The organism is Bradyrhizobium canariense (assembly GCF_018130465.1).
GTDB classification, from domain to species: domain Bacteria; phylum Pseudomonadota; class Alphaproteobacteria; order Rhizobiales; family Xanthobacteraceae; genus Bradyrhizobium; species Bradyrhizobium canariense_C.
On record NZ_JAFCKJ010000007.1, the window covers coordinates 304,875 to 328,239 of the forward strand.

Consider the following 23,365-nt stretch of genomic DNA (forward strand, 5'->3'; position numbering starts at 1 on the left):
TCCCCACATCCGGAACGCTCGAAAGGACCACGCAATCGTGTCGTGATTGTGGGGAAGGGAAACGGGATATCCCGGTGTTTGCGCGGGTTTATCGCCCCGGACCGTGCATTACTGGTGTCCAAGTACCGATCTGTCCTGCCTCATTTAGCCCTTGTTAACCCTGCTTGAATTGACTGGACCAAACTGCACGATGCTTCCCAGGAGGCGTGACGCCTGAGGTTGAGGAACCCGATGACGGCATCAGATGCGGGTACTACGCCCTGGACCGGCCGGCTGACCGGAAGCGGGTCGGGGGTCACCGTTCTGGTCGCAACCGCCATCGTGGTTGCCGACATGATCGGGGTCGGCGTCTTCACCAGCCTCGGCTTCCAGGTCAAGGACATCCCCTCGGGCTTCTCGATCCTGTTGCTGTGGACCGTCGGCGGCATCGTCGCTCTGTGCGGGGTGTTCTCCTACAGCGAACTCGGTGCGATGTTTCCGCGCTCGAGCGGCGAGTACAATTTCCTCGGCCGCGCCTATCATCCCGCCTTCGGCTTTCTCGCCGGCTGGGTGTCGGCGACGGTTGGCTTTGCAGCACCCGTCGCGCTCGCCGCGATGGCCTTCGGTGAATACGCCAAATCGGTCGTCCCCGATCTGCCGCCGATCCCGCTTGCCATCGCCGTGGTGTGGCTGGTCTCGCTCGTGCAGTTGACCGGCGTCAGGCACTCCTCGACGTTCCAGTTGATCTCGACCATCCTGAAGGTCGTGCTGATCGTTGCCTTCCTGGTTGCCGGGTTCGTCGTCGGCGTGCCGCAGCCGATCGCCTTCACGCCGCAGGCGGGCGATCTCGCGCATATCGTCAGCGCGCCTTTCGCGATCGGGCTCGTATTCGTGATGTATTCGTTCTCGGGCTGGAATGCCGCAACCTACATCATCGGCGAGATGAACATGCCGCAGCGGGACCTGCCGCGTGCGCTGCTCGCGGGCACGCTGATCGTGCTCGTGCTGTACGTCGCGCTGAATGCGGTGTTTCTCTATTCCACGCCGGTCGGCGCGCTCGCGGGTCAGCTCGACGTCGCCAGCGTCGCCGGCAGCGCGATCTTCGGCAGTCTCGGCGGCCGGATCGTCGGCGCGATGATCTGTTTCGGCCTGATCTCCTCGATCAGCGCGATGATGTGGATCGGCCCGCGCGTGATGATGACGATGGGGGAGGATATTCCGGCGCTGCGCGTGTTCTCGCGGAGATCGGTGCGCGGCGCGCCGGCCTATGCCATCCTGTTTCAGCTCGCCGTCGCCAATCTGCTGCTGTTCACGCGCAGCTTCGAGGCGGTGCTCGACTTCATCCAGTTCGCGCTGCTGTTCTGCTCGTTCTTCACGGTCGCCGGCGTCATCAAGCTGCGTATCACCGATCCCGATTTGCCGCGGCCCTATCGCGCCTGGGGATACCCGTTCACGCCGCTCGTTTTCCTGCTCGTGACCGCGTTCATGATGTACTATTTGTTGACCGAGCGGCCCGTGCAGTCGCTGTCGGGGATGCTCGTCATGCTCTCGGGTCTGTTGATTTATGCTGTTTTCCGCAGGCGGCCGGTCGCTGCTGGCACTTCATCACATCGCGAATAGACATGTTTCGACCCATGAGAATTGCGGCCGTCGCTCTCGCCTTGCTGGCTGCGGCCGTCTCGTCGGCACGTGCCGCCGACGCAACCTTCGACGACACCGCGCGCTTCCTCGCGGGCATGCAACCTTCGGCGGATTCGCCGCTGGTGCCGCTCACGAAGGACCCGGGCTGGCAGCGTCACGCGAGGTTCTTCGACGGCGCCTTCGCCCAGCTCGAGCAGCGCCAGCTATCGAAGATCCGCAACTGGGCCGACGTCAATCTGGCGGCGCCCAGGCCGACCATGTTTTACTTGTTCAGCGGCCCCGACTTCCTCTACGCCAACGCCTTCTATTCCAAGGCCAGCACTTACGTGCTCGGCGCGCTGGAGCCGGTCGGTGCGGTGCCCGACCTGACCCGGCTGTCGCGCGGTTCGGTCGGCGCCGCGCTCTATAATGTCGAGCGCTCGCTCGGCTCGATCCTGAGTTTTTCCTTCTTCATCACCAAGCAAATGAAGGTCGACCTGCACGCCAACCAGGTCAACGGCACCTTGCCGATCCTCTATGTCTTCCTCGTCCGCTCCGGCAAGACCATCCGCAATGTCGAGATGGTTGCGCTCGACGACAAGGGCGGGATGCATGTCGGCAACGATAATCCAGGACCGAACGCGACGCGCGGCGCCCGCATCACTTTCGCCGGCAGCGATGGGGAAGCGCGCACCTTGTATTATTTCTCGACCGATCTCTCCAATTCCGGGGCGCGCGCGGCAGGTTTCCTGAAGTTCTGCGAGACGCTCGGCCCTGGCAACAGCCTGATCAAGAGTGCGTCCTATCTGCTGCACTCCGGCAACTTCACCGTCGCGCGCGACTGGTTGCTCGCCAACAGCGCGACCATCGTCCAGGACGATTCCGGCATTCCGCTTTCGAACTACAACGCGCGGCAATGGCGGTTCTTCCCGTTCGGCCGCTATCTCGGTCCGATCGGCGAATTCCCCGGCCGCTACCAGGAACGCTACGCCGCGTTGTTCACGCGCGCCCAGCCGATCGATTTCGGGGTCGGCTATCGCTGGCGGATGCACGAGTCGAACTTGCTGTTGTCGGTGAGGGTGCCGGGAAGCGAGACGGCGCCGGGCGCGGAGACCACCTCATCCGCCGAGCCATCGCCAAAACCGCCGCGTCCGAAGCGGCCACGTCCGCCCGAGCCGGTCCCGCCGCCGCCCGGGCGCTTTTTCTGGTCCCGCTAAGCCTGGTGCTAAGGCCCGGCGTTACGCCGCAGGGCTCTGGGCGACGACGACCAGGACCTCCGCCTTCTGCCGGCCGAGGCTCCTGACCTCATGCGGTGTCTCGCCTGAAAAGTACAGGCAATCCCCCTTGCCGAGGACGAGTTCTTCGCCGTCGAGCTTGATCGCGATCTTGCCGTTGATAACGAACAGCAACTCCTCGCCCGCATGCGAGGCGCGCGTCGCCGATTTGTGCGGCGGGCTGAGGAGGAACGGCTCCATCATCTTGCGGGTGCGGCCGGTTGCCAGTGGTACCACGCCAAAGGTGTCCTGAAACAGCGGCACGTCGCCGCCTTCACGGCGGAACAGCGTGTAGCGCGGCGCGGGCTCGGCGTTCGGGTCGAAGAAATTCGCGACGTTGACCTCGAGCGCGGCTGCCATCCGTAGCAGGGCGGCGAGCGAAGGGATCTTCAGGTTGCGCTCGACTAGCGAGATGTAGCCGCGCGTGAGATCACTCTGCTTGGCAAGCTGATTCAGTGTCAGGCCCTTGGCGATCCGCGCCTGGCGAATATTGGCCCCGACGGCTGCCGCTTTGCTGACATCAAGCACGCATGAGTCTCCCGAACTGCTGATGTCTCTTTTGCAACAGATGTCGCCCGACTGCCAGTCCGTCGGGGGGACGCGGTCCCTTCCGCCTACGCGCGAGTGTATTCCGAAGGAAAACTCATGCGCAGAAATTTGGAGCGAGGGCGCGGATATTGTAAGCAGGGACTCTGGTATATCGCATAAACTAGCTCAAAAATAGTGCATTTAGCGCATTCTGCCGCTCCGTGCGGCATTTGCCGCGTTCCGCGTCGTTGATTTCCTACAGTAAACATGATCGATTTTACCGTCCGAGCTGCCGATGGGCTCCGTGGACAGAACTCAACTGCTTCCCCTGGCGCCGGTACTTTTTGGAGACATCGATGACCGTAGCAGACGACGTAACCCTGAACGTAGCGCCGTACGAGGCGGCGAGCTTGCGGCGGATCGTGTGGTCGAGCGTGATCGGCACTGCGGTCGAATGGTACGACTTCCTCATCTACGGCACGGCGACCGCGTTGGTCTTCAACAAGGTCTTCTTCGCTGCCGGCAATCCCACGCTCGCCACCATCGCGGCCTTCGGCACTTATGCGGTCGGCTTTCTGGCGCGGCCGCTTGGCGCCGCGATCTTCGGTCACTACGGCGACCGGGTGGGCCGCAAGGCGATGCTTGCGATCACGATCATGGTGATGGGCATCGGCACCTTCCTGATCGGCCTGCTTCCGACCTATCAGCAGATCGGGATCGCCGCGCCGCTGCTCCTGATCGGCCTGCGATTCCTCCAGGGCATTGGCCTCGGCGGCGAATGGGGTGGCGCGGTGCTGATGGTCGTGGAGAACTGTCCGACGCACCGCCGCGGCCTGCTCGGCAGCATGGTGCAGATCGGCAATCCCATCGGCAATCTTGCCGCGATCGGCATGTTTGCGCTGGTGGCGAGCCTGCCGGAAAGTGACTTCATGACCTATGGCTGGCGCATTCCGTTCCTGATCTCGATCCTCCTCGTCGGCGTCGGTCTCTACATCCGCCTCAACATGGAAGAGACCGTGGCCTTCCGTCAGGTCCAGGCTAAAAAGGAGGTCGCAAGTCTGCCGCTGGTCGAGATCTTCAGGCATCACCGCCGGCCTTTCTTTACCGCGGTCGGGCTGAAGATCTCGGAGATCGCCTATGCCAGCATCGGCGGCGTGTTCGTGATGTCCTACGCCACGGCGAATCTTGGCTTGTCGCGTACGGTGGTGTTGAATGGCGCCTTCGCGGCATCGCTGGTCGCGCTGCTCGCCATTCCGCTGTTCGGCTGGCTGTCCGACATCGCCGGCCGCAAAAAAATGTTCTATGCGAGCTGTCTGTTTTCGGCGCTGTTTGCCTTTCCACTGTTCTGGCTGCTCAACACCCGCGATCCCACCATCGTCATCTGCACCATCGTGGTCGCGATTACTTTCGGGCAGATGGTGATGTTCGGCATCGGCGCGCCCTGGTACTCCGAGCTGTTTTCCGCGCGGCTGCGCTATAGCGGCGCCTCGCTCGGGTTTCAGGTCGGCGCTGCCATCAGTGGCGGATTGACGCCGCTGATTGCGGCGGCTCTGATGGCCTGGAGCGGCGGCGCCACCTGGCCGGTGTCGCTGCTGCTGATTGGCTGCGCCGCTATCACGGCGACCGCGACCACGTTCGCGCCGGAAATGGCGAACAAGGAACTGACCTGATCCCGCGGCGCGCCGCTGCTGGCGGCGCGCCATCGCTTCTCACAAGGATTTTGTCATGCTCGATCAGATAGACGCCGGCTCGGCCGATAGTATAGCACGCCTCGGCTGGACTGGCCTGGTCCGCTTCCTCCATCTTGCCCCGCGCGCGTTCCTGCCAATGCGCGCGATGGAGCAGCTCGTTCTCATCGCCGGCCAAGGGATCGAGGGCGACCGCTACATGATCGGGCGCGAGGAAGGATTTTATTCGCACAAGCCCGAAGAGGGCCGGCAGGTCACCCTGTTCGAGCTCGAAACCTTGGTCGCGCTCAAGCGCGACGCGGGAATCGAACTCGGTCCCGAGGAGCATCGCCGCAACGTGACGGTCGAGGGCGTGCCGTTGAACCACCTGGTCGGCCGCCGCTTCTGGTTAGGTGAGACCTTGCTGGAAGCAACCCGATTATCGATTCCATGCCGGCATATCGAGGAGATCACCGGCAAGGCGATCTTCGATCCGCTAATCAACCGCTCGGGCCTCAACTGCAGGATATTGCAAGGCGGCATCGTCAGGGTCGGCGACACCGTGCGGAACGCGGCATGAGCGCGCGGCCCATAACGACGATCAAGACGGTTGTCGCCGGCATCGAAGGGGCCGGTGTGGGGATCAAGGTGTTCACGCTGGCCGATCCCGACCGTTGGGACCTGCCGCCGTTCAAGCCCGGCGCGCACATCGATCTGCATTTGCCGAACGGTCTCGTCCGGACCTATTCGCTGTGCAACGAGCCCGCCGACAACACGCGTTACGTCATCGCGGTCAAATGCGAGGCCGATGGGCGCGGCGGTTCGCGCGCGCTTCACGACGAGGTTGGCATAGGTGATGTCATCGGGGTGTCACTGCCGCGCGGCGGGCTGGAGCCGGGTGCGGACATAGTGCGCCATGTGTTCGTCGCGGGTGGCATCGGGGTGACGCCGTTCCTGTCGATGGCACGTCACCTCCTGCAGATTGGCAATGCAGACTTTGTGCTGCACCTCATCGTGCGCGAGGAGGTGCCGCTTGCCGCCCACCTCGCGCCGCTGATCGAAGCGGGGCGTGTCGTCGTGCACCGCACGTCCTCGGCCGGGCGTCCGGATCTGGCGTCGCTGGTCGGAGAGGTCGGGGTGCAGACGATGGTCGCCTGCTGCGGGCCGGAAGGCATGACCGACGCGTTCGAGGGCATGACCGCAGCCTGGCCCGCAGCCAACGTTCACATCGAGCGTTTCGTCGCGCCGCCACCGGTGATCGACCCCGACGCGAAGCCATTCGTGCTGTCGCTGGCGCGTACGGGGACGGAAATCCAGGTTCGCGCCGGCCAGACCATGCTGGCCGCCTTGCAGGAAGGAGGCATCGATATATCGACGTCCTGCTGCGGCGGCATCTGCGGCGCCTGCAAGGTCGGCTGGATCGAGGGCAAGCCCGTGCACCGCGATCGCGTCCTGTCGCCGTATGAGCGCGAACGCTTTCTCATGGTCTGCGTCGCCGGATCGGACGCGGACCGCCTGGTGCTGGACCTCTAAAGTCTAGCCTACCAGTGCACGCTCTGGCTCGGCACGATGAAGGCCGTCGTGCTTTGGGGGGTGGCAAGACTCGTCGCCAGATACCAGCCGGAGCCGACCACGAGCACCAGCAGGGCGATGATGGCGAGCATGTCGAGGGTTCTGGGATCGTGGCCTCTCGAAGCCCCCCGGGAATCCGGTCCAAGCCTGAAGTGAAAATGAGGGCTGATTTTCCAGCGCATTGTTGTTTCCTCCCGCGGGAGCATCACATCAACGCGAGGGGAGAATTCCGGTTCCACTCAAGGTAGCGACGCATGAGGCGCCGCATCATGCCTGGGACGCGTTGACGCCGCGCCAGCGGGCGTAACGCCAAGGCAAGTACCAGCGTGCGCCTTGTGGCGCGGTGAGGGGCACGTTGTCGATGCCCGAGGTGCCGAAGGGGTTGCAGCGGAGCAGGCGCGCCAGCGTCATCCAGCCGCCGGCCCACAGCCCGAACCGCTCGATCGCCTCGTCGCCATAGACGGAGCAGGTCGGCAGGTGCCGGCAATTGTAGCCGACCAGCGGCGAGAGCGTGTGGCGGTAGAGCCAGATCAGAGCGAGGCCGAATCTGCGCGGAAGCCGGAGCGCGCCCGAGACGGGGTTGGAACAGTGCTCGCAGGCTGAATGCTTCATGGGCGCTTTGCTGCGATCGTGGGCGAGGTTTTGCACGGTTCCGGCGCAGGGAACTGTAAGTTGTTGTTTGTACGCCATATTTTACGTGCTTTTTGGGGGCAGTGCAGCAAGTACCTGTGGACGAGCTGTATTCCCCCGGATACCATTTTTGTGACACCCGTGGAAACATACGTCTGTATGGTCGACTCATCGAGCGCGAAGCGGCGATAATCGCGCAAGTGGGGCTTGGGGAAGGGACCAGTTTGAAATCTCTGAAGGCGCTCAATCTTCGCGGCTGGTTGCTGGTGGGAACCGCCGCTTGTGGGGTCGTGCTGGCTGGCGCCGTCGCGACATTCGGGTCGTCAGCCCGAGCCGGAGCTGCCCTCGAAGAGCGCAAGCTGCCGATGAAGTTCGGCTGGGTCGCCTGCGAGCCGAATTGCCGCGGCTGGGTCAGTGCGATCGGCATCATCACCGCTGATACGCCCAGAGATTTCGAGGAGTTTTCCCGCGGGCGCCAGCTCGGCGGCGCTACCGTGGTGCTCGATTCCAGTGGCGGTTCCGTCAACGACGCGATCACGCTCGGCAGGCGCTTCCGCAATCTCGGACTTTTGACCACGGTCGGCATCAGCGTTCAGAACCGCGGCGGGCAGTCGGCCCGTCCGGCGGTCGCGCCTGAGGCCTATTGCGAATCCATGTGCGTGTTCCTGCTGCTGGCGGGCAAGAAGCGCTACGTGCCGGAAGCGGCCCATGTCCGGGTCCACCAGATCTGGATGGGCGATCGTGCCGACGATGCCAAGGCGGCGAGCTACAGCGCGCAGGACCTGATGATCGTGGAGCGCGACATCGGTCGGCTCGCCAAATACACGTTCGACATGGGCGGTGCCGGCGATCTGCTGTCGCTCGCGCTCAGCGTCCCGCCGTGGGAAGATTTGCACGAGCTCGATGCAGGCGAGCTCAAGGTCACCAATCTCGTGACGACGGATCTCGTGGCCGACGTGCTGCCGCATGTCGACATCTCCGCGCCGGCAATGGCGGAGTTTGCACCCAAGACCCAGGCGAGGTTCGGTGCGGAACCGGAGCAGCCTGCCAAATCGACCAAGACGGCGGAAGCTCTGGTGCCGACGGGTGGCGTGGCCACGCCGGCCACGGCGTCGCAGAAGTAGCCTTCGAATCTCTGATTTTATGTCCGGGCCAGCGACGAGCCGGGAATCAGTCTCCGGAATCAGCCTTGCGCCGCAGCCGGCTGCTTCGCCTTCGCCTTCGCCTCGACCTGACCGATGGCATCGACCACGGCATCGAAGGTCAGGAGCGTTGAGGCGTGGCGCGCCTTGTAGTCGCGGACCGGCTCGAGGAACTTGATCTCTTCCCATTTGCCTTCAGGAGGCGCGCCGTTCTCCTTCAGCATCTTGCGAACAGTTTCGCGTAACTCACGGAGTTCGCTCGCAGTCGATCCGACGATCTGACTTGCCATGATGGATGAGGAGGCTTGTCCCAGCGCGCAGGCCTTCACGTCATGGGCGAAGTCGGTGACCTTGTCGCCCTCCATCTTGAGGTCGATCTTGACGGTCGAGCCGCACAGCTTGGAGTGGGCGGTCGCGGTGGCATCGGGATCCGACAACCGCCCGAGCCGCGGAATATTCCCAGCCAGTTCGATGATCCGCTTGTTATAGATGTCGTTCAGCATGTGATGGAGTCCAGCACTTCCTCACCCGATCGGCCTTGGCGGGTGGCGTCCGTGGTCCTATATAGTGCTGGAACTGGCGGAAAAACAGCCCAGCGGTGCGCCGGCGGTCTTGCAGATCTGCGCTGCCAGCGTGATGACCCAAGGGCCTTTTTCGTCAAAACTGTTCTCTACAGGCGTCCGGCGGCTCGCCGCCCCGTCTGCCGGTGACACTCCGGCCGCAAGGCCGTCGAACGGAGTAGACATGGACGCTGCAATCAAATCCATCCGCCCCAACAAGCCATCCGATAAGCAGCCCGAGAGCCGCTCGGCGGAGCTTGATCCTTCCGAATTCCTCGCTGCCGCCGTCCGCGCCGACCAGCCGCGCCCCGCGCGCGCCGAGGCCGAGCAGGCGGTGAAGACGCTGCTCGCCTATATTGGCGAGAACACCAACCGCGAGGGCTTGCTCGACACGCCGCGCCGCGTGGTCGAGGCTTTCGACGAACTCTATCAGGGCTACCACCAGTGCCCGGCCGAGGTGCTCGATCGCACCTTCGGCGAGACCGCCGGCTATGATGATTTCGTCCTTGTGCGCGACATCGAGTTCACCTCGCAATGCGAGCATCACATGATGCCGTTCTACGGCAAGGCGCACATCGCCTACACGCCGGTGGAACGCGTGGTCGGCCTGTCGAAGCTTGCGCGCCTCACCGACATCTTCGCCCGCCGGCTCCAGACCCAGGAGCACATGACCGCGCAGATCGCGGCGGCGATCGACGAGATCCTCAAGCCGCGCGGCGTCGCCGTGCTGATCGAGGCCGAGCATACCTGCATGTCGGTGCGCGGCGTCGCCAAGCATGGCGCCTCCACCTTCACCAGCCGCTTCACCGGCATGTTCCGCGACAATCCGGCGGAGCAGGCTCGTTTTCTGTCCCTGGTGCGAGGCCTGCAGCGCTGACCTCGCGAATAGACCGGCGAGGGCGTTGTGTCCGCTCACTCCCATGAGACCGAGGAAGGTCTCGCCTTCCTTCCCAGATTCGACGCGGCCGGGCTCGTAACGGTCGTCGCGACCGACGTCGCCACCGGCGACGTGCTGATGGTCGCGCACATGAATGACGAGGCGCTGCGCAAGACCATCGCGACCGGCGAGGCCTGGTACTTCAGCCGCTCGCGCAATGCCTTGTGGCGAAAAGGTGAGACCTCGGGTCAGACCCAGCGCGTGGTCGAGATCCGCACCGATTGCGATCAGGATGCGGTCTGGATCCGTGTCGAGCAGATCGGCGCGGCGTGTCACACCGGCCGCCGGTCCTGCTTCTACCGCAAGGTCGAGGCCGAAGACGGCGGCGCCAGGCTCGTCTTCGTCGATGCCGACAGGCTGTTCGATCCGGACGCGGTGTACAAGAAATAGCTCGCCGTCATGCGGAGGGCGGGGCTGGCGGCCGAATTAACCCCGCATTAACCATACCTGTCCCACGGTGAAACGACAGGGCGCCGAATTGCCGGCGCCCCTCAACGCCGCGCGGGGCGGGCACTTCATCATGTCGGTCGACAGTTCCAGTGCCTCTCAGACGGCGGTTCTCGATCCGTCGCGGGCACGCGTCGCCGGTGCGATCAAGCAGGCCTCGAACGTCGCAGGCGTCAGCTTCCAGTACATGCTGACCACCGCCAAGATGGAATCGGATTTCGATGCGAGCGCCGGTGCGACCACGTCGTCGGCGCACGGACTCTACCAGTTCATCGACCAGACCTGGCTCGGCACGGTGAAGGAAGCGGGCACCCAGCTCGGCTATGGCAACTATTCCGACGCCATCACCAGGACGTCGTCGGGGACCTACACCGTCGATGATCCCGCGATGAAGCGGTCGATCATGAAGCTGCGCGACGATCCGGAGGCCGCCTCCAGCATGGCGGCTGCGCTGACGCAGTCCAACAGCTTCAAGCTCACCGGCCTGCTCGGCCGCAGGCCGTCCGACAGCGAGCTCTATATGGCGCATTTCATGGGCGTCGGCGGCGCCGCGAAACTGATCGCCAATGCCGAGGACAATCCGCAAGCCGTCGGCGCGCGGTTGTTTCCCAACGCGGCGTCCGCCAATCGCTCGATCTTCTACGCCAGGGACGGTCGCGCGCGCAGCGTCTCCGAGGTCTATTCGGTGCTGGATGCACGCTACGCAAGCGCGGCAAATTCGAAAACCACCCGCAGTGCGATGGCGATGTATGGCGGCACGCCGTCGACCACGCAGGTCGCGAGCGCCAACGGCGTACAGCCTGCCGCGCCTCTGATCGACAATGCCGCGTATCTCCAGACCTTTCCGAACACCCGCGCGGTGACGCCGGTCAGCGCGACGGCGCCAACGACGGTCGCGGACAATGCACCGAGCACGCCGGTGTTTCGCTCGATCTATCAGCCCGGCGATGCCACCCAGCCGGTCTCGACGACCGTGCAGAAATTATGGGGCAACAACACCTCGCTCACCTCGGCCGCACCCGCGACCTCGGCCGCATCTGCGACGCCCGACGTTCGGCCGCCGCAGCCGCTTGATCTCTTCAGCGATCGCAGCGGCACGTTCTCAAGCTGATACGCGCTCCGGTGTCCCGGACGCGTCGCAGCGTGAAACGCTGCGGCGCACAGCCCGGCGCGTGAACAGGCCGGCTTTGTTCCCTTAACAAAACGTCAATAAAACCAGCCAGTTATGGTGAACGCTTTGTTAAGCGTCGTGGTTTATTTTGTGTTGCAGGTGACAAGCCGTCACCGCTTCGTCTTCGTTGCGTAAGCCGGAAGCACCATGATTGTTCGGCAGTTCATCAACTGGATCAGGACGGCGCCCGCCGGCGAGCGGGCCGAGGCAACGCGGGCGCTGGCCCGGGCCTGGCTGATCTCGGACCTCTCCCACGACGACCGGGTTGCCGCCGAAGGCGCGCTTCTGATGCTGCTCGACGATCCCTCGCCGCTGGTGCGGCAGGCGATGGCCGAGGCGTTTGCGCGCAGCACCGAGGCGCCGGCGTCGATCGTGCGGGCGCTGTCGGCGGACCAGCCGACCGTCGCGCTGCCCGTGCTCGAACATTCTCCGTTGCTGATCGACGCCGATCTCGTCGACATCGTCGCGACCGGCAACGACGAGGTGCAGTGCGCGGTCGCGCGCCGCATCGCGCTGCCGGTATCGGTCTGCGCCGCCATTGCCGAAGTCGGCTGCGCGGCGGCAGCGCTCGAGCTGATCGAAAATCCTCATGCCGAGCTTGCGCCGTTCTCCTGGGATCGCATCGTCGAGCGTCACGGCCATCTCGCCGCGATCCGCGAGGCGATGCTGGTGCTTGAGGATCTGCCGTCCGCGACGCGCGCCGCGCTGGTGGCAAAACTCTCCGAGACGCTGGCTCAATTCGTCGTGGCCCGGAACTGGCTGAGCGCCGACCGCGCCGAGCGCATCGCGACCGAGGCGCGTGACCGCTCCACCATGAACATCGCGGCGCGCTCGCGCGGCGAGGACATGGAAGGTCTTGTTCGGCACCTGCGCGTCACCGGCCAGCTCACCGCGGGTCTCATTCTGCGCGCGCTGCTGTCGAGCAATCTCGACCTGTTCGATGCGGCGCTGGCTGAACTCGCCGACCTGCCGCTGGCGCGCGTGTCGGCGCTGCTGCACGATCGCGGCGGCAATAGCCTGCACGCGCTGCTCCGCCGCGCCGGGCTTCCCGAGGCGACGTTTGCGGCCTTCCAGGTCGCGCTCGATGCCTGCCACGAGCAAGGCTTCGTCGACAGCGACGACAAGGCGGCGCGGTTGCGCCGCCGCATGGTCGAGCGCGTGCTCACCCATTGCGAGACCGACCGCGGTGCGACCGAGCCGCTGATGGTCCTGCTGCGCCGCTTCGCCACCGAGTCCGCGCGAGAAGAGGCAAGGCTGTTCTGCGACGAGTTGGTCGCGGATGATGCGGTCGATCCCGTGTACGACGACCTGATCGCGGCCTGAATTGTCGCTTATGTCGCCCCGGCCTAGTGCGCAATTGCGCACGGGGGGCCGGGGCCCATACCGCGAGGTCTCGCAAGCGAAGCGAGATGGCCGACGCCTTTTGCAACAATTTCCGCTGGTGGGTATGGGTTCCGGCCTTCGCCGGAACGACGCCTATTGCTACCCCGCCGGCGCGATGCTCGGCGCCAGGATCACCTCGAGATGCTCGGGGCGGTCGCGGTTGACGTCGGCGAGATAGTCGTCGGCAACCTTGCGCAAGCGCCGGCTGAGCTCGGCGGAGACGCTGATGCTGTCGAGCTTCGTGTTCTCGTGCACGATGGCGAGGATGGCGTTGATGTGGTGCGTGAACAGCTCGGCCGGCACCTTTTCGAGATCGGGCGCGTGCTCGATGACGCGGCACAGGCTCTCGGCTACCCCCGCCGCCGCCGGATAGCCGAAGGTGGCGGCATCGCCCTTGATGTCGTGTGCGGCGTGAAACAGCTCGTCGCGCCTGTCCTTGGTGAAGCCGTCGTGCCGGATGGCGACGTAGGCGGCCGACAGCCGGTTGATCTCGGTCGCCATCCAGTCCTTGAACTCGCTGGCGAGGCCCGCGAGCGCCTGTTCGGCGCGGCCGATCGGATCATCCATGTCCTTCTCTTCGACGCGGCGCAGCACCGACCGCAGCGGATTGGGCTGCGTGATAATCTGATGCGTGGCGAAGGCCGTGATCTCGATGTCTCTTGCGCTGTTCTTCGCCATGATGTCGGCCTCGATCGTGAGAGACGTTGCGCTAGATGGAGGAGCGAGCCTTGTCGAGCAGCGAGGGCTGCTGCAGCACCTCGTGCTTTTCGCCGACGCGGCGCTCGGGGCCCATATAGGCGGAGTTGGTGTTGCGGCGCCGGTCCGGTCCGAAATAGGTCTTGGTCTTGATGAAGGGGCGGGGACTGGCGACCACGTTGAGGATGCGCTGGTAGAGCCCCTTGGCCGAGATCGGCTTGGCCAGGAATTCGGTGACGCCGGCATCGCGCGCCACCGTGACGCGGCGCTTCTCGGAATGGCCGGTCAGCATGATGATCGGCGCGTAAGGATTGCCCTTGGATTCCGGCTGCCGGATCATCTGCGCCAGCTCGAGCCCGTCGAAGATCGGCATCGCCCAGTCGGTGATGACGATGTCGGGCACGTAGTGGCTGTACATTTCCAGCGCGGTGGCGCCGTCTTCGGCCTCGTAGACTTCACGCGCGCCAAAGGAATGCAGCAGCGTCCGCAGGATGCGGCGCATGTGCGGATTGTCGTCGCAGACGAGGAAACGCAGCTTGTTGAAATCGATGCGGAACATGGAGCCCGGGCCGGAGCGGTCAACTTTCGTTAACCATATCCCGCCGGGGGTTAATGAAGGGTTGCGATCGGCAGTCTGGCGAGGCGGCTCAGGAGCCGAACTGCTCGCGCAGAATGCGCTCTTCCAGGCTGTGACCGGGGTCGAACAGCATGCGCATCGAGATGGTCCTGTCGGACAGCACCTCGACGCGGCGGACGTCGCGCACCTCGTCGTGGTCGGCGACCGCCGCCACGGGGCGCTTGTCGCCCTCCAGCACCTCGATCACGACATAAGCCGTGTTCGGCAGCAGCGCGCCGCGCCAGCGTCGCGGGCGGAAAGCGCTGATCGGCGTCAGCGCCAGGAGCGCGGCGTTGATCGGCAGGATCGGTCCCTGGGCGGACAGGTTATAGGCGGTCGAGCCGGCCGGCGTTGCCACCATGATGCCGTCGGCGATCAGCTCGGACATGCGCTCGCGCTCGTCGATCAGGATCCGCAGGCGCGCGGCCTGGTAGGTCTGCCGGAACAGGGCGACCTCGTTGATGGCGTGATGCAGGTGGACGCGGTCGTTGGCGTCGGTCGCGCGCATCAGGAGCGGGTTGATCTCGGATTCCTGCGCCGCCTCGAGCCGGGCCAGAAGGTCGACCGTCGAGTACTCGTTCATCAGGAAGCCGACGGTGCCGCGGTGCATGCCGTAGATCGGCTTTCCCGTGTGCATGTTCTGATGCAGCGTCTGGAGCATGAGCCCGTCGCCGCCGAGTGCGACCACGATGTCGGCTTCCTTCGGATCGCAATTGCCATAGTCCCTGGTGAGCTGGCCGAAGGCTGCTTGCGCCTCGCTGCTCGCGCTGGCGACGAAGGCGATCCGGTCGTATCGCACTGGCTTGGTCATGGCTTCCGGGGCAGGGCCGCTGGCTGGAGAAAGTTCCGCCGGGCTCGTCTATACGACCTGGGCCTCGATTGTCGAGGATGACCGCCCTTCAAGGGGGACCGGCAACGGCCCATCCCGATTTGAGGACAAAACCGGGTCGATTTGTGCCCAACCGGGCTCTTCAGGCGCCGCTGGACCCATGATCCCCCAAACCGTCGCAATTCCGCGTTAGCCTTGTGATCCGCACCGGTTGTCGCAGCCGGGCAGGGAGAACGATCATGGCCATGAATATGCCGGCGCTCCGCCGCGCGACCCTGGTGCTGGCGGTGTCGGCTTTCGCGCTCGCAGGATTTGCCCGTGCGGACGATCCGCCGCAGCCGCGCTCCGATGCGGCGGCAGCCGGACAGAAGGGCGGGCGCGGCGGCGGCGCACAAAGCGCGTCGCAGAATTCATCGTCATCCGCCGAGCCGCACCGTCTCCCGTCGGATTCGACCACGAAGCAGACGCTCGATCTTCCCGGCCGTACCCTCAACTTCGCTGCGACCGCTGGATCGATCCGCGTGTTCGACGGCAAGGGCGAGCCGCTGGCCGACATCGCCTATACGTCCTATGAGGTCGACGGCGCCGACCGCGCGACGCGCCCCGTGACGTTCCTGTTCAACGGCGGGCCCGGTGCGTCTTCGGCATGGCTCCAGTTCGGCGCGGCCGGGCCGTGGCGGCTGCCGCTCGATGGCGAAGCTCTGTCGCCGTCCGCCTCGCCCGAGGTGAAGCCGAACGCGGAGACCTGGCTCGATTTCACCGATCTCGTCTTCATCGATCCCGTCAGCACCGGCTACAGCCGCTTTGTCGCGAGCAGCGAGGACGCGCGTAAGTCGTTCTACTCCGTCGACGGCGACGTCAATTCGATCGCGTTGGTGATCCGCCGCTGGCTCGAGAAGCACGACCGGCTGACCTCGCCGAAATACGTCGCCGGCGAAAGCTATGGCGGCATTCGCGGGCCGAAGGTGGTGCGCCAGTTGCAGCTCCAGCATGGCGTCGGTGTCAGGGGATTGATCCTGGTGTCGCCGCTCCTGGATTTCCGCGAGTTCACCGGCACCAGCCTCCTGCAATATGTCGCGACGCTGCCGAGCTATGTCGCGGTGGCGCGCGAAGCCAAGGAATCGGCCAAGCAATCAGACAAGGGGACTACTAAGCGCGCCGATCTCGCCGACGTCGAGGCTTACGCGCGCGGCGAATTCCTGGCCGACCTCGTCAAGGGCGAGGTGGACAAGGAGGCGACCAATCGTCTTGCCGACAAGGTCGCCGAGCTCACCGGCATCGACCAGGCGGTGAGCCGCCGGCTTGCCGGCCGCTTCGACGTCGGCGAATTCCGCCGCGAATTCGACCGCAAGAACGGCAAGGTGACGGGACGCTACGATGCCTCGGTGCGCGGCTTCGATCCCTATCCGGATTCGAGCAGCTCGCGGTTCGGCGATCCCTCCGGCGATGCGCTGCAGGCGCCGCTGACGAGTGCGGCGGTTGACCTGTTGACACACAAGCTCAACTGGCGGCCCGATGGCTCCTACGAGGTGTTGAACGGCGCCGTCGAAGGCCACTGGGATTTCGGCCGCGGCATCAACCCGCCGCAGTCGGTATCCGAGCTGCGCCAGATCCTCGCCACGGATGCGAAGCTGAACGTGCTGGTCGCGCACGGCCTGTTCGATCTCGCCACGCCCTATTTCGGATCGAAGCGGGTGCTCGACCAGTTGCCGGCCTTCGCAACACAGCGGGTCAAGTTCGTCGTCTATCCCGGCGGCCACATGTTCTATTCGCGCGACGGCTCGCGCCAGGCGCTTCGGGGCGAGGTCGAGGGAATGATCAGGGAATAGGCCGGCGTTTGCGTGGTGGATATCGGCGCGCGATCTCGCGGGCGACCACGCTTGCAGGCTTCACATTGGCACCGGCGATCCAGATGTCGCTGACCTTGCCGCGCTTGTCGCGGACGCGGCGGACCGGTTCGCCATGGCTTGAGTAACCGGCGGCCCAGGCGAGCTTGCCGGTGTCGCGACCGGTGACCTCGATCTCGGCGGCATCCATGAACGGATTGTTGAACTGCGGATTGGCGATCAGCACGCGGTTGCCGACCGGCACGAAGTCCGTCGCGCCCCAGATCGTCCACCAGCGGCCGGTCCAGTCGCGCACGCGCCGGTCGGGTGCGCCGCGGCTCTGGAAGACGCGCAGGATCTGCAGTGCGCCGTCCATCCAGAACGGCGCCGCGCCGTCGATCGAGTTGCTGAGGATGCTGATCGCGAGCTCGCAAGCGGGGATGGAGCAGGTCCGGGAGATGTAACCTTGAAAGCCGCCGCCGTGGCCGAACCAGTCCAAGCCGTCGGTCTTGCCGGCGTTGACGCCGAGGCCGTAATAGCCTTCGAAGGCTTGCGGGACGCGCCAATGGTTTCGCGTCATCTCGCGGCGGCTCGCGACCGATAGCACGCTCTTTTTCGCATTGGGCGCGAGCTGCGCGTAGAAGCGGGCCGTATCGGCGGCGGTCGCGACGAAGCCGGCGGCGGATGCCATGGCGTGCGCGGGATTGTCGCCGGGGATCACGCATCGCTCCCCGTACGGCAGCTTGCGGGTGTGACCGCGCGCGAACGACGCGCCCTTGGGAAGCGGCGCGTCCGGCTCGGTTTCGCGCAGGCCCGCAGGTTCGATGATCTCGCGCTTGATCCAGACCGGGTAGGGCTCCTTCGTCACGGCTTCGATGACGAGACCGATCAGCCCAAAGCCGTGATTGGAATATTTGAAGCGTATGCCCGGCTCGATCGCGGTCGGCCGCTTCAATTCCGCGAGCAGCTCCCCGGCGTGGAGATAGGGACGGCTGTCGATAAACTGGCCGGAATCGGCGCCGTCGCGCGTCAGCCCCGCGCTGTGCGAGAGCACCTGCGCAATCGTCGTCTCGGCGACGCGCGGATGCAGGCCGCCGACATATTGGCCGATCGTGTCGTCGAGCCGGAGCTTGCGCTGCTCGCGCAGCTTCATGATGCCGGCCGAGGTAAAGCTCTTCGAGTGCGAGGCGATGCGGAAGCGGTGGCGCGGGGTGAGCTTCTCGCCGGTGTCGAGATTGGCGAGGCCGAACGCGTGCTCGGCGACGACCTCGCCGCGATGGGCGAATGCGACGATGACGCCGGGCTGTTGGAACGTCGTCTGCTGGAATTCGATCCAGGAGCCGATGTAGTCGATCGCGGATCGCAGCCAATTGTCCATTGCGCACCAATTTGCGTGGAAAAGATTTGGTGCGGGAAGCTAGCCGAGAAAGCGGAACGGGCACAACCCTGAGGTTGTGCCCGTTCGCATCGTTCGAAGATGCGCAGTCTTTAGTACACGAGCGTCGCGCCGGTCGGCTTGTCGAGGGCTGCGGCAAGCGAGCGATACTCGGAGCTGTCGGCGCCGGCGAGCGAGGCGATCTTGTTCAGGTGATACTGCGCCTGCTCGCGGTTGCCCTGCTCGAGCTGCCATAGGCCGTAATACTGCCAGGTGCGAACGTGGTTCGGATCGTCCTTCAGCGCCAGCTCGTAATAGACCTTCGACGACTGGTAGTCGCCGAGCTTGCGGTAGGAGTAGCCGATCAAATTGGCGACGTCGGCGACGTCGTCGCGCTTGAGCGACTTCAGCTGGCCAATCGCGCCGGTGTAGTCGTGATTGTCGTAGATCGTCGTGTAGGCGGTGCGATAGGCGGCAAGGAATTTCGGATCGCTGACGGAGGAGCTCTTCTTCTTGCCCTTTTTGGTCGAGGTGTCCGACGCCGGCGGCGACGAGGGGGTGTCGCCACCCGCGGCATAGGCGCTGGTCAGAGCCGGCCCGGCCGCCAATGTCATGGCGACAAGTCCCGGCACAAGAAGCGTAGAGAGTTTGCGCATCTAAGTTCTCCCGTATGGAACGTGGCGATCCTACACGATTGCCCAAAGACCGGAACACCCATCCGGTGAAAACATTCCCGCTTCGCACGATCTATTCTCCCCGGCGCGGATGACAAACTTGTCATCGAGATGAACGGAAGCTGGCTGCCGGCTTCAGACTGGGTTCAGCGCGGTCCCCCTAGGCTTCACCTATGATCGAAGGGTAGGCGAGAGGGCGCCCGCCTCAAGATCCTTCCAAGAGGAGACGAACCATGTTGAAGACAATTTCCGCAGCCTTGCTCGCAGCTTCCGTGATCGCAGCCCCGGCCTTCGCCGCCGAGGCCGGCAAGACCACCACGACCACGCCGGTGATCAAGGCCGACCAGAGCCAGACCAAGGTGTCGACCACCGCCGCGAAACCCGACGCCGGCCTCAAGGCCGACGCCAAGGCGTCCGATGCCAAGGCTTCTGACGTCAAGTCTGCCGACATCAAGGCGGGCGCCAAGGTGGATACCAAGTCGAAGGCGATGAACGCCAACGCCGCGGTCACACCGGACGAGCACAAGACCGTGCGCACGCATCGTCACCACCACAAGCATCTGTCAGCGAAGAAGTCGCTGAAGGCGCAGCCGGACGTGACCAAGCCGGCGACCGTCGAGAAGCGCAGCTAACGACTGATCCCGCGCGGCGGCATCCCATTGCCCGCCGCCGCGTGTGGATTCAGGTCCGACCCGTCGTCTCGGCGCCTGTGCGAAAGCGGACGTCGGCGGCGGGCCGGTGCGTTGTCCGCGAGGCCTGCCAGCAGGAGCGAATTCCCTTCCCGCAACCTTGGGGCTAGAACGTCTTCCGAGTCTGATTGAGCGGAGAGCGTGAGCTGTGGGGCGATTGGCGAAACGTGCGGTGAGCTTGGCATTGGTCCTGGCATTGCCGTTGGCGCTCGCGGCATGTTTCGGCAGCGATAGTGACCGTCCAACCCTGATGGAAGGGACGCAGGCCGGCGGGCCGCAGCCGTTTCCCAACAATTTCCGCAGCGATACGCTGGCCTTGATGCGCAGCTATCTGAACAACCCCGTCGGCGTGCGTGACGCCAGCATGGCCGAGCCGGTGCAGCGCGAGGTCGGCGGCCGGCAGTTCTATGTCAGCTGCCTGCACTTCACCCCACGCGAGACCGACGGCACCTACAAGGCCATGAGGGAACGCGCCGTCATCTTCGTCAACGGCCGGGCGGACCGCGTCGTCGATCGCGCCAGCGAGCTGTGCGCGGGCGCGGTTTACGTACCCTTTCCGGAACTGGAAAAGATGACGCGGTAGCGCAAAGCCCACCTTCATCGCCTGATGGTAGGACAGAGGCCGCCGGAGCTGCCGGATCACATTTCGGCGAGCTTTGAACGGAGTGGTTTCGCCTTGCGACAAATTGTTACGGCAGGTTTCGTTAGACAGGTCTTGTGCAGGTGACGAAATACAGCCGGCACAGGGCCGTTCGACGGAACTAAATCGCGTTGTTGCCGCTCCGTCACAGTAACGAACAATCAACGTTCCGGCATCGCCGCGAAGCAACCCAATTCACGCCACGTTGTTTCCTGAGTGTCGTAAATGAAAGAACGGGGATGATCATGAAGACGATTTTGCTGGGCGCAGTCGCTCTGCTTGCGCTGGCCGCGCCGGCCGCCGCAGCCGACATGCAGCCGCGTACCTACGCCAAGGCTCCCGCGTTTACGCCGCCGCAGGTGATCTACAACTGGACCGGTTTCTACATCGGCGGCCATGTCGGCGGCGCCTTTGCCGGCGACAGCAGCTTCCAGTCGAGCGACGCGCGCTTCCTGGGCGGCTTGCAGGGCGGCTTCGACTACCAGTTTGCACCGAATTGGGTGGTTGGTGTCGAGGCCCAATATTCCTGGCTGCCGACCAACAACAACGGTGTCCTGTTCCCGCTCGGCTCGCAGGTGACCTCCAACACCGACCAGATTGGTTCGGTGACCGGCCGCATCGGCTACACTTGGGGTCCGGCGCTGCTCTACGCCAAGGGCGGTTACGCCTGGCGCAACAACAGCCTTGGCGTCAACGTTGCCGGTGTGCCGCAGACATTCACCACCACGGGCAACAGCAAGGACGGTTACACCGTCGGCGCCGGCCTCGAATACATGTTCGCGCCGAGCTGGTCGGCCAAGGCCGAGTACCAGTACTACAACTTTGGCAGCACGACCTTCACCTCCACCTCCGGTCCGCCCGACATCATCGGCGTCCGGGGCCGGGAAGACGAGCATACCGTCAAGGTCGGTGTGAACTACCGCTTTGGCTGGAGCGGTCCGGCAGCCTCGCGCTACTGAGCCGCCGGCGGCAAACCAAGATCTGACAAAGGCCGGCTCCCGCCGGCCTTTCGTTTGCCGGCCTCCTGTTTGTTTGCTTTGCGTGAACCATCTGGCGCGTCATTTGCAAGCAAACGTTTCGGCGGGCGCTTTCTCACGCGCGTCATGGAGCTGGGGTAAAGCAAAAATAATCTTTGCCGCCTACGGAACTCGCGCTCCGGAACGCGTTATATGAGAATGACCGGGCTGGTGGGACGACGGACATGCGTATCTTGGTGTCGGCAGTGGTGCTCTCGTGCTTCGTCGGTCTGCCGTGTTCTGCCCAAACAATCCTCAAATCCGAGCCTCTGATGCTGGCACCCTATGAGGTGGCCTTCGTCAAGGACGCCTCTTGCCCCTCCGGCAAGGTGCTGAAGGTCACCGGCGCGATCCGTGGGCTGCATCGCCGGAAGGCCTGCGTGGCTCTGGCCGGCGAGCAGGCCTCGCTGGCGACCGCGACGCCCTGAGATTTTCTCCCTGAGATTTTCGCCTTGAGATTTTCCTGGGCTCTGACGTCCCGGCTTCGGGCCGGACCTTACGAATTCAGCTCGAGCTCCATCCTGGACTGGCGATCGGCCTCGGCCTTGTTCCTGGCGGGGTCCTCGCCCTGTGCAGCCCGGCACGGCTTGATCTCGTAATCGTTGTCGAGCACCCGGCGTGGCCCGTGGCGATCGTCGTCGGCACTGACATCCACGACGAGGCCACTCCGATGCGCGAGCTTCCAGACATCGGAATCGCTCGGGTAGGCTTTGCTGATCTGGGCATCGTTGCAAAACAGCGCGTAGGGCATTCTTCCCGCTCCCGGAAAGCGCGTTAACGACTTTGCGGGGGGAGCGGTTCCAGTTGGCCGGTCGATCACGCGGCCGTGATCGGGTCGCCGGGCCCTGAGTCCTTAACGAGTCCTGAATCCCGAAAAAAAGAATCCCCGGGACTCGTTTGGCGGAATCAGCGGATGTTTTTGGTCATGACGACCGACCTGAAAACCTCTTGCGGGCACATGCTGCTGCCCCTAACGCTGGGCCTGTTCGGCGCCTGCGCGGCCAATCTCTGGCTGGTGTGGTCTTGGCTTTAAGCCCGCAACGGGAGACCCGGCTTTACTTTTCAGCCGGTGGACGGGGGGAGACGTCGCGGATGGCGGCGCGCAGTTTGGTCAGGGTGACCGCGCAATATTCCTCGCGCTCGCGCTCGAACCGTTCCTGATGCTTGCGGAAATTGGCGATGCGGGCCTGCATCTCGGTGCGGAAATCGCTGCTCGCCCGCGGCAGGGGAGCAGGTGAGGGCTGGGGCGGCAGGATGGCTTGCTGCAGGCTTGCGGCAGGGAGGCTTGCAGCGGCTGGCTTTCGACCGCGATTGTTTCGATGGTGACGATCTCCACCGCGACGCTTGGCGCAACTGTGGAGCCTTCCGGCTGAAGGATGTCATCCTTCTTGCCAGTCACTGATTGGACGAAGGCCATTGTCTGCGCGATGAGCGCGTCGCGTTCCCTGATCCACTTCATGGTGCACCTCAGCCGCGCGCTATTCCAGCAAAGTGGCTGCGCCGAATCAAGGTCGTTTGCAAGGGATTGCATATTTTTCCCGATCGCCCGAAACTAGGCCGATGGATGCCGAAATGGACCGGTCGGGGGTAGCGGAGGGCTTGAGGCTCGTCCGCGCGTTCCTGTCGCTGCCGCCCGACAAACGGGCGGAGGTGATCGCGTTCCTGGAAGAATTGGCGCGCGCCCAAGGACGGCCCAAGGAGGGCACTGAGGTCTCGCCGAGGTGAGCGCTACCGCTCCCGCGGATTGAGGTTGGGCTCGAACGGCGCCCCGACCACGCGAACCGGTGTCGGCGCGGTCAATTCGATCGCCGTCCGTTCGGCCATCTGCTTCGGCGGAGCCGGCCCCAGTGTCAGCTCGAACAGCGCAACTATGCCAGCGACGGCGCCACAGCACAGCGTGACCGTCGACAGCAGAAACATGTTTCGGTTTTCTTCCCTGATCCGCATGGACCGACAACGGCTGACGCCGGCGACCGGTTCCGGGACGGCGATGCCCCGAGAACAGGCTGAAGCTTACGCGAGGCTTACGGCGGAGCCCCAAATGGTTAGTTTTCCGTAAGACTACTCGGGATATTTGGCATCAAATCTTAACGT

The 23,365-nt window shown here is 64.4% G+C and carries 27 protein-coding genes and 1 pseudogene; 16 read left to right on the forward strand and 12 right to left on the reverse strand.

Annotated elements, in window-relative coordinates:
- The first annotated feature begins 231 nt into the window (after positions 1-231).
- Both JQ591_RS20685 and JQ591_RS20690 read left to right on the forward strand, forming a co-directional pair.
- The gene (locus JQ591_RS20685; protein ID WP_211397831.1) at positions 232-1,599 is read left to right on the forward strand and encodes an APC family permease; all 1,368 of its coding nucleotides are present in this window, start codon (positions 232-234) and stop codon (positions 1,597-1,599) included.
- A gap of 2 nt (positions 1,600-1,601) precedes the next feature.
- On the forward strand, positions 1,602-2,816 hold the full coding sequence (locus tag JQ591_RS20690) for a hypothetical protein (protein WP_211397832.1): 1,215 nt from the start codon (positions 1,602-1,604) through the stop codon (positions 2,814-2,816).
- Between the two features lie 21 nt (positions 2,817-2,837).
- Here the strand turns inward: JQ591_RS20690 and JQ591_RS20695 are convergent, their stop codons facing one another.
- On the reverse strand, positions 2,838-3,401 hold the full coding sequence (locus tag JQ591_RS20695) for a helix-turn-helix domain-containing protein (RefSeq protein WP_211397833.1): 564 nt from the start codon (positions 3,399-3,401) through the stop codon (positions 2,838-2,840).
- A gap of 356 nt (positions 3,402-3,757) precedes the next feature.
- Between JQ591_RS20695 and JQ591_RS20700 the strand changes: the two genes are divergently transcribed.
- From JQ591_RS20700 to JQ591_RS20710, 3 genes are read left to right on the forward strand one after another with little or no spacing between them, the layout of a single operon-like run.
- Entirely contained in the window at positions 3,758-5,071 is a 1,314-nt protein-coding gene (locus JQ591_RS20700) for an MFS transporter (protein ID WP_211397834.1), read from the forward strand.
- A gap of 55 nt (positions 5,072-5,126) precedes the next feature.
- Positions 5,127-5,648 carry an MOSC domain-containing protein gene (locus tag JQ591_RS20705; protein WP_211397835.1) on the forward strand — a complete coding sequence of 174 codons (522 nt, stop codon included), beginning with the start codon at positions 5,127-5,129 and terminating at the stop codon, positions 5,646-5,648.
- Positions 5,645-6,601 carry a PDR/VanB family oxidoreductase gene (locus JQ591_RS20710; RefSeq protein ID WP_211397836.1) on the forward strand — a complete coding sequence of 319 codons (957 nt, stop codon included), beginning with the start codon at positions 5,645-5,647 and terminating at the stop codon, positions 6,599-6,601. The genes JQ591_RS20705 and JQ591_RS20710 overlap by 4 nt, the downstream gene beginning before the upstream one ends.
- A gap of 8 nt (positions 6,602-6,609) precedes the next feature.
- Here JQ591_RS20710 and JQ591_RS20715 read toward each other — a convergent pair whose 3' ends face one another.
- Both JQ591_RS20715 and yidD read right to left on the reverse strand, forming a co-directional pair.
- Positions 6,610-6,822, reverse strand: a complete 213-nt coding sequence (locus JQ591_RS20715) for a hypothetical protein (protein WP_211397837.1) — start codon at positions 6,820-6,822, stop codon at positions 6,610-6,612.
- An 85-nt stretch (positions 6,823-6,907) separates the two neighbouring features.
- Positions 6,908-7,252 carry a membrane protein insertion efficiency factor YidD gene (gene yidD / locus JQ591_RS20720; protein ID WP_211397838.1) on the reverse strand — a complete coding sequence of 115 codons (345 nt, stop codon included), beginning with the start codon at positions 7,250-7,252 and terminating at the stop codon, positions 6,908-6,910.
- A gap of 242 nt (positions 7,253-7,494) precedes the next feature.
- Between yidD and JQ591_RS20725 the strand changes: the two genes are divergently transcribed.
- On the forward strand, positions 7,495-8,394 hold the full coding sequence (locus JQ591_RS20725) for a hypothetical protein (protein ID WP_211397839.1): 900 nt from the start codon (positions 7,495-7,497) through the stop codon (positions 8,392-8,394).
- Positions 8,395-8,453: 59 nt separating this feature from the next.
- Here the strand turns inward: JQ591_RS20725 and JQ591_RS20730 are convergent, their stop codons facing one another.
- The gene (locus JQ591_RS20730) at positions 8,454-8,915 is read right to left on the reverse strand and encodes an iron-sulfur cluster assembly scaffold protein (protein ID WP_211397840.1); all 462 of its coding nucleotides are present in this window, start codon (positions 8,913-8,915) and stop codon (positions 8,454-8,456) included.
- 241 nt (positions 8,916-9,156) lie between these two features.
- Between JQ591_RS20730 and folE the strand changes: the two genes are divergently transcribed.
- The 4 genes from folE (at position 9,157) to JQ591_RS20750 (ending at position 12,850) form a co-directional block, all read left to right on the forward strand.
- Positions 9,157-9,849, forward strand: a complete 693-nt coding sequence (gene folE / locus JQ591_RS20735; protein WP_211397841.1) for a GTP cyclohydrolase I FolE — start codon at positions 9,157-9,159, stop codon at positions 9,847-9,849.
- A gap of 27 nt (positions 9,850-9,876) precedes the next feature.
- The gene (gene hisI, locus JQ591_RS20740; RefSeq protein WP_106944629.1) at positions 9,877-10,299 is read left to right on the forward strand and encodes a phosphoribosyl-AMP cyclohydrolase; all 423 of its coding nucleotides are present in this window, start codon (positions 9,877-9,879) and stop codon (positions 10,297-10,299) included.
- Between the two features lie 88 nt (positions 10,300-10,387).
- Positions 10,388-11,467: a lytic transglycosylase domain-containing protein gene (locus tag JQ591_RS20745; RefSeq protein ID WP_211397900.1), complete on the forward strand. Its 1,080-nt coding sequence runs from the start codon at positions 10,388-10,390 to the stop codon at positions 11,465-11,467.
- A 207-nt stretch (positions 11,468-11,674) separates the two neighbouring features.
- Complete coding sequence (locus tag JQ591_RS20750) at positions 11,675-12,850, forward strand: DUF2336 domain-containing protein (protein ID WP_211397842.1); 1,176 nt, start codon at positions 11,675-11,677, stop codon at positions 12,848-12,850.
- A gap of 159 nt (positions 12,851-13,009) precedes the next feature.
- Here JQ591_RS20750 and JQ591_RS20755 read toward each other — a convergent pair whose 3' ends face one another.
- The 3 genes from JQ591_RS20755 to JQ591_RS20765 all read right to left on the reverse strand — a co-directional run bounded on the left by JQ591_RS20755 (position 13,010) and on the right by JQ591_RS20765 (position 15,033).
- Positions 13,010-13,588, reverse strand: coding sequence for an Hpt domain-containing protein (locus JQ591_RS20755; protein ID WP_211397843.1), 579 nt, complete (start codon positions 13,586-13,588; stop codon positions 13,010-13,012).
- Between the two features lie 31 nt (positions 13,589-13,619).
- The gene (locus tag JQ591_RS20760) at positions 13,620-14,165 is read right to left on the reverse strand and encodes a response regulator (protein ID WP_008133731.1); all 546 of its coding nucleotides are present in this window, start codon (positions 14,163-14,165) and stop codon (positions 13,620-13,622) included.
- A gap of 88 nt (positions 14,166-14,253) precedes the next feature.
- Positions 14,254-15,033, reverse strand: a complete 780-nt coding sequence (locus JQ591_RS20765; RefSeq protein WP_211397844.1) for an NAD kinase — start codon at positions 15,031-15,033, stop codon at positions 14,254-14,256.
- Positions 15,034-15,290: 257 nt separating this feature from the next.
- On the opposite strand from JQ591_RS20765, the gene JQ591_RS20770 reads away from it, so the two are divergent.
- On the forward strand, positions 15,291-16,880 hold the full coding sequence (locus JQ591_RS20770) for a S10 family peptidase (protein WP_211397845.1): 1,590 nt from the start codon (positions 15,291-15,293) through the stop codon (positions 16,878-16,880).
- On the opposite strand, the gene JQ591_RS20775 is transcribed toward JQ591_RS20770, so the two are convergent.
- Positions 16,870-18,255: a serine hydrolase domain-containing protein gene (locus tag JQ591_RS20775; protein ID WP_211397846.1), complete on the reverse strand. Its 1,386-nt coding sequence runs from the start codon at positions 18,253-18,255 to the stop codon at positions 16,870-16,872. The genes JQ591_RS20770 and JQ591_RS20775 overlap by 11 nt on opposite strands.
- A gap of 110 nt (positions 18,256-18,365) precedes the next feature.
- Positions 18,366-18,908: a tetratricopeptide repeat protein gene (locus JQ591_RS20780; RefSeq protein WP_211397847.1), complete on the reverse strand. Its 543-nt coding sequence runs from the start codon at positions 18,906-18,908 to the stop codon at positions 18,366-18,368.
- A 251-nt stretch (positions 18,909-19,159) separates the two neighbouring features.
- Here JQ591_RS20780 and JQ591_RS20785 point away from each other — a divergent pair, with 251 nt between their 5' ends.
- The 4 genes from JQ591_RS20785 to JQ591_RS35685 all read left to right on the forward strand — a co-directional run bounded on the left by JQ591_RS20785 (position 19,160) and on the right by JQ591_RS35685 (position 21,699).
- Complete coding sequence (locus tag JQ591_RS20785) at positions 19,160-19,558, forward strand: His-rich protein BRANT (RefSeq protein ID WP_211397848.1); 399 nt, start codon at positions 19,160-19,162, stop codon at positions 19,556-19,558.
- Between the two features lie 205 nt (positions 19,559-19,763).
- Complete coding sequence (locus JQ591_RS20790; RefSeq protein WP_211397849.1) at positions 19,764-20,198, forward strand: hypothetical protein; 435 nt, start codon at positions 19,764-19,766, stop codon at positions 20,196-20,198.
- Positions 20,199-20,500: 302 nt separating this feature from the next.
- Complete coding sequence (locus JQ591_RS20795; protein WP_211397850.1) at positions 20,501-21,214, forward strand: outer membrane protein; 714 nt, start codon at positions 20,501-20,503, stop codon at positions 21,212-21,214.
- A 242-nt stretch (positions 21,215-21,456) separates the two neighbouring features.
- Positions 21,457-21,699, forward strand: a complete 243-nt coding sequence (locus JQ591_RS35685; protein WP_028141091.1) for a DUF6719 family protein — start codon at positions 21,457-21,459, stop codon at positions 21,697-21,699.
- Between the two features lie 68 nt (positions 21,700-21,767).
- On the opposite strand, the gene JQ591_RS20805 is transcribed toward JQ591_RS35685, so the two are convergent.
- Positions 21,768-22,022: a hypothetical protein gene (locus tag JQ591_RS20805; protein ID WP_211397851.1), complete on the reverse strand. Its 255-nt coding sequence runs from the start codon at positions 22,020-22,022 to the stop codon at positions 21,768-21,770.
- A gap of 304 nt (positions 22,023-22,326) precedes the next feature.
- Positions 22,327-22,730 (reverse strand): annotated as a pseudogene (locus JQ591_RS35755) (hypothetical protein).
- Positions 22,731-22,843: 113 nt separating this feature from the next.
- Here JQ591_RS35755 and JQ591_RS20815 point away from each other — a divergent pair.
- The gene (locus tag JQ591_RS20815; RefSeq protein WP_211397903.1) at positions 22,844-22,996 is read left to right on the forward strand and encodes a hypothetical protein; all 153 of its coding nucleotides are present in this window, start codon (positions 22,844-22,846) and stop codon (positions 22,994-22,996) included.
- A gap of 3 nt (positions 22,997-22,999) precedes the next feature.
- Here JQ591_RS20815 and JQ591_RS20820 read toward each other — a convergent pair whose 3' ends face one another.
- Positions 23,000-23,191: a hypothetical protein gene (locus JQ591_RS20820; protein WP_249137357.1), complete on the reverse strand. Its 192-nt coding sequence runs from the start codon at positions 23,189-23,191 to the stop codon at positions 23,000-23,002.
- Positions 23,192-23,365: the final 174 nt, after the last annotated feature.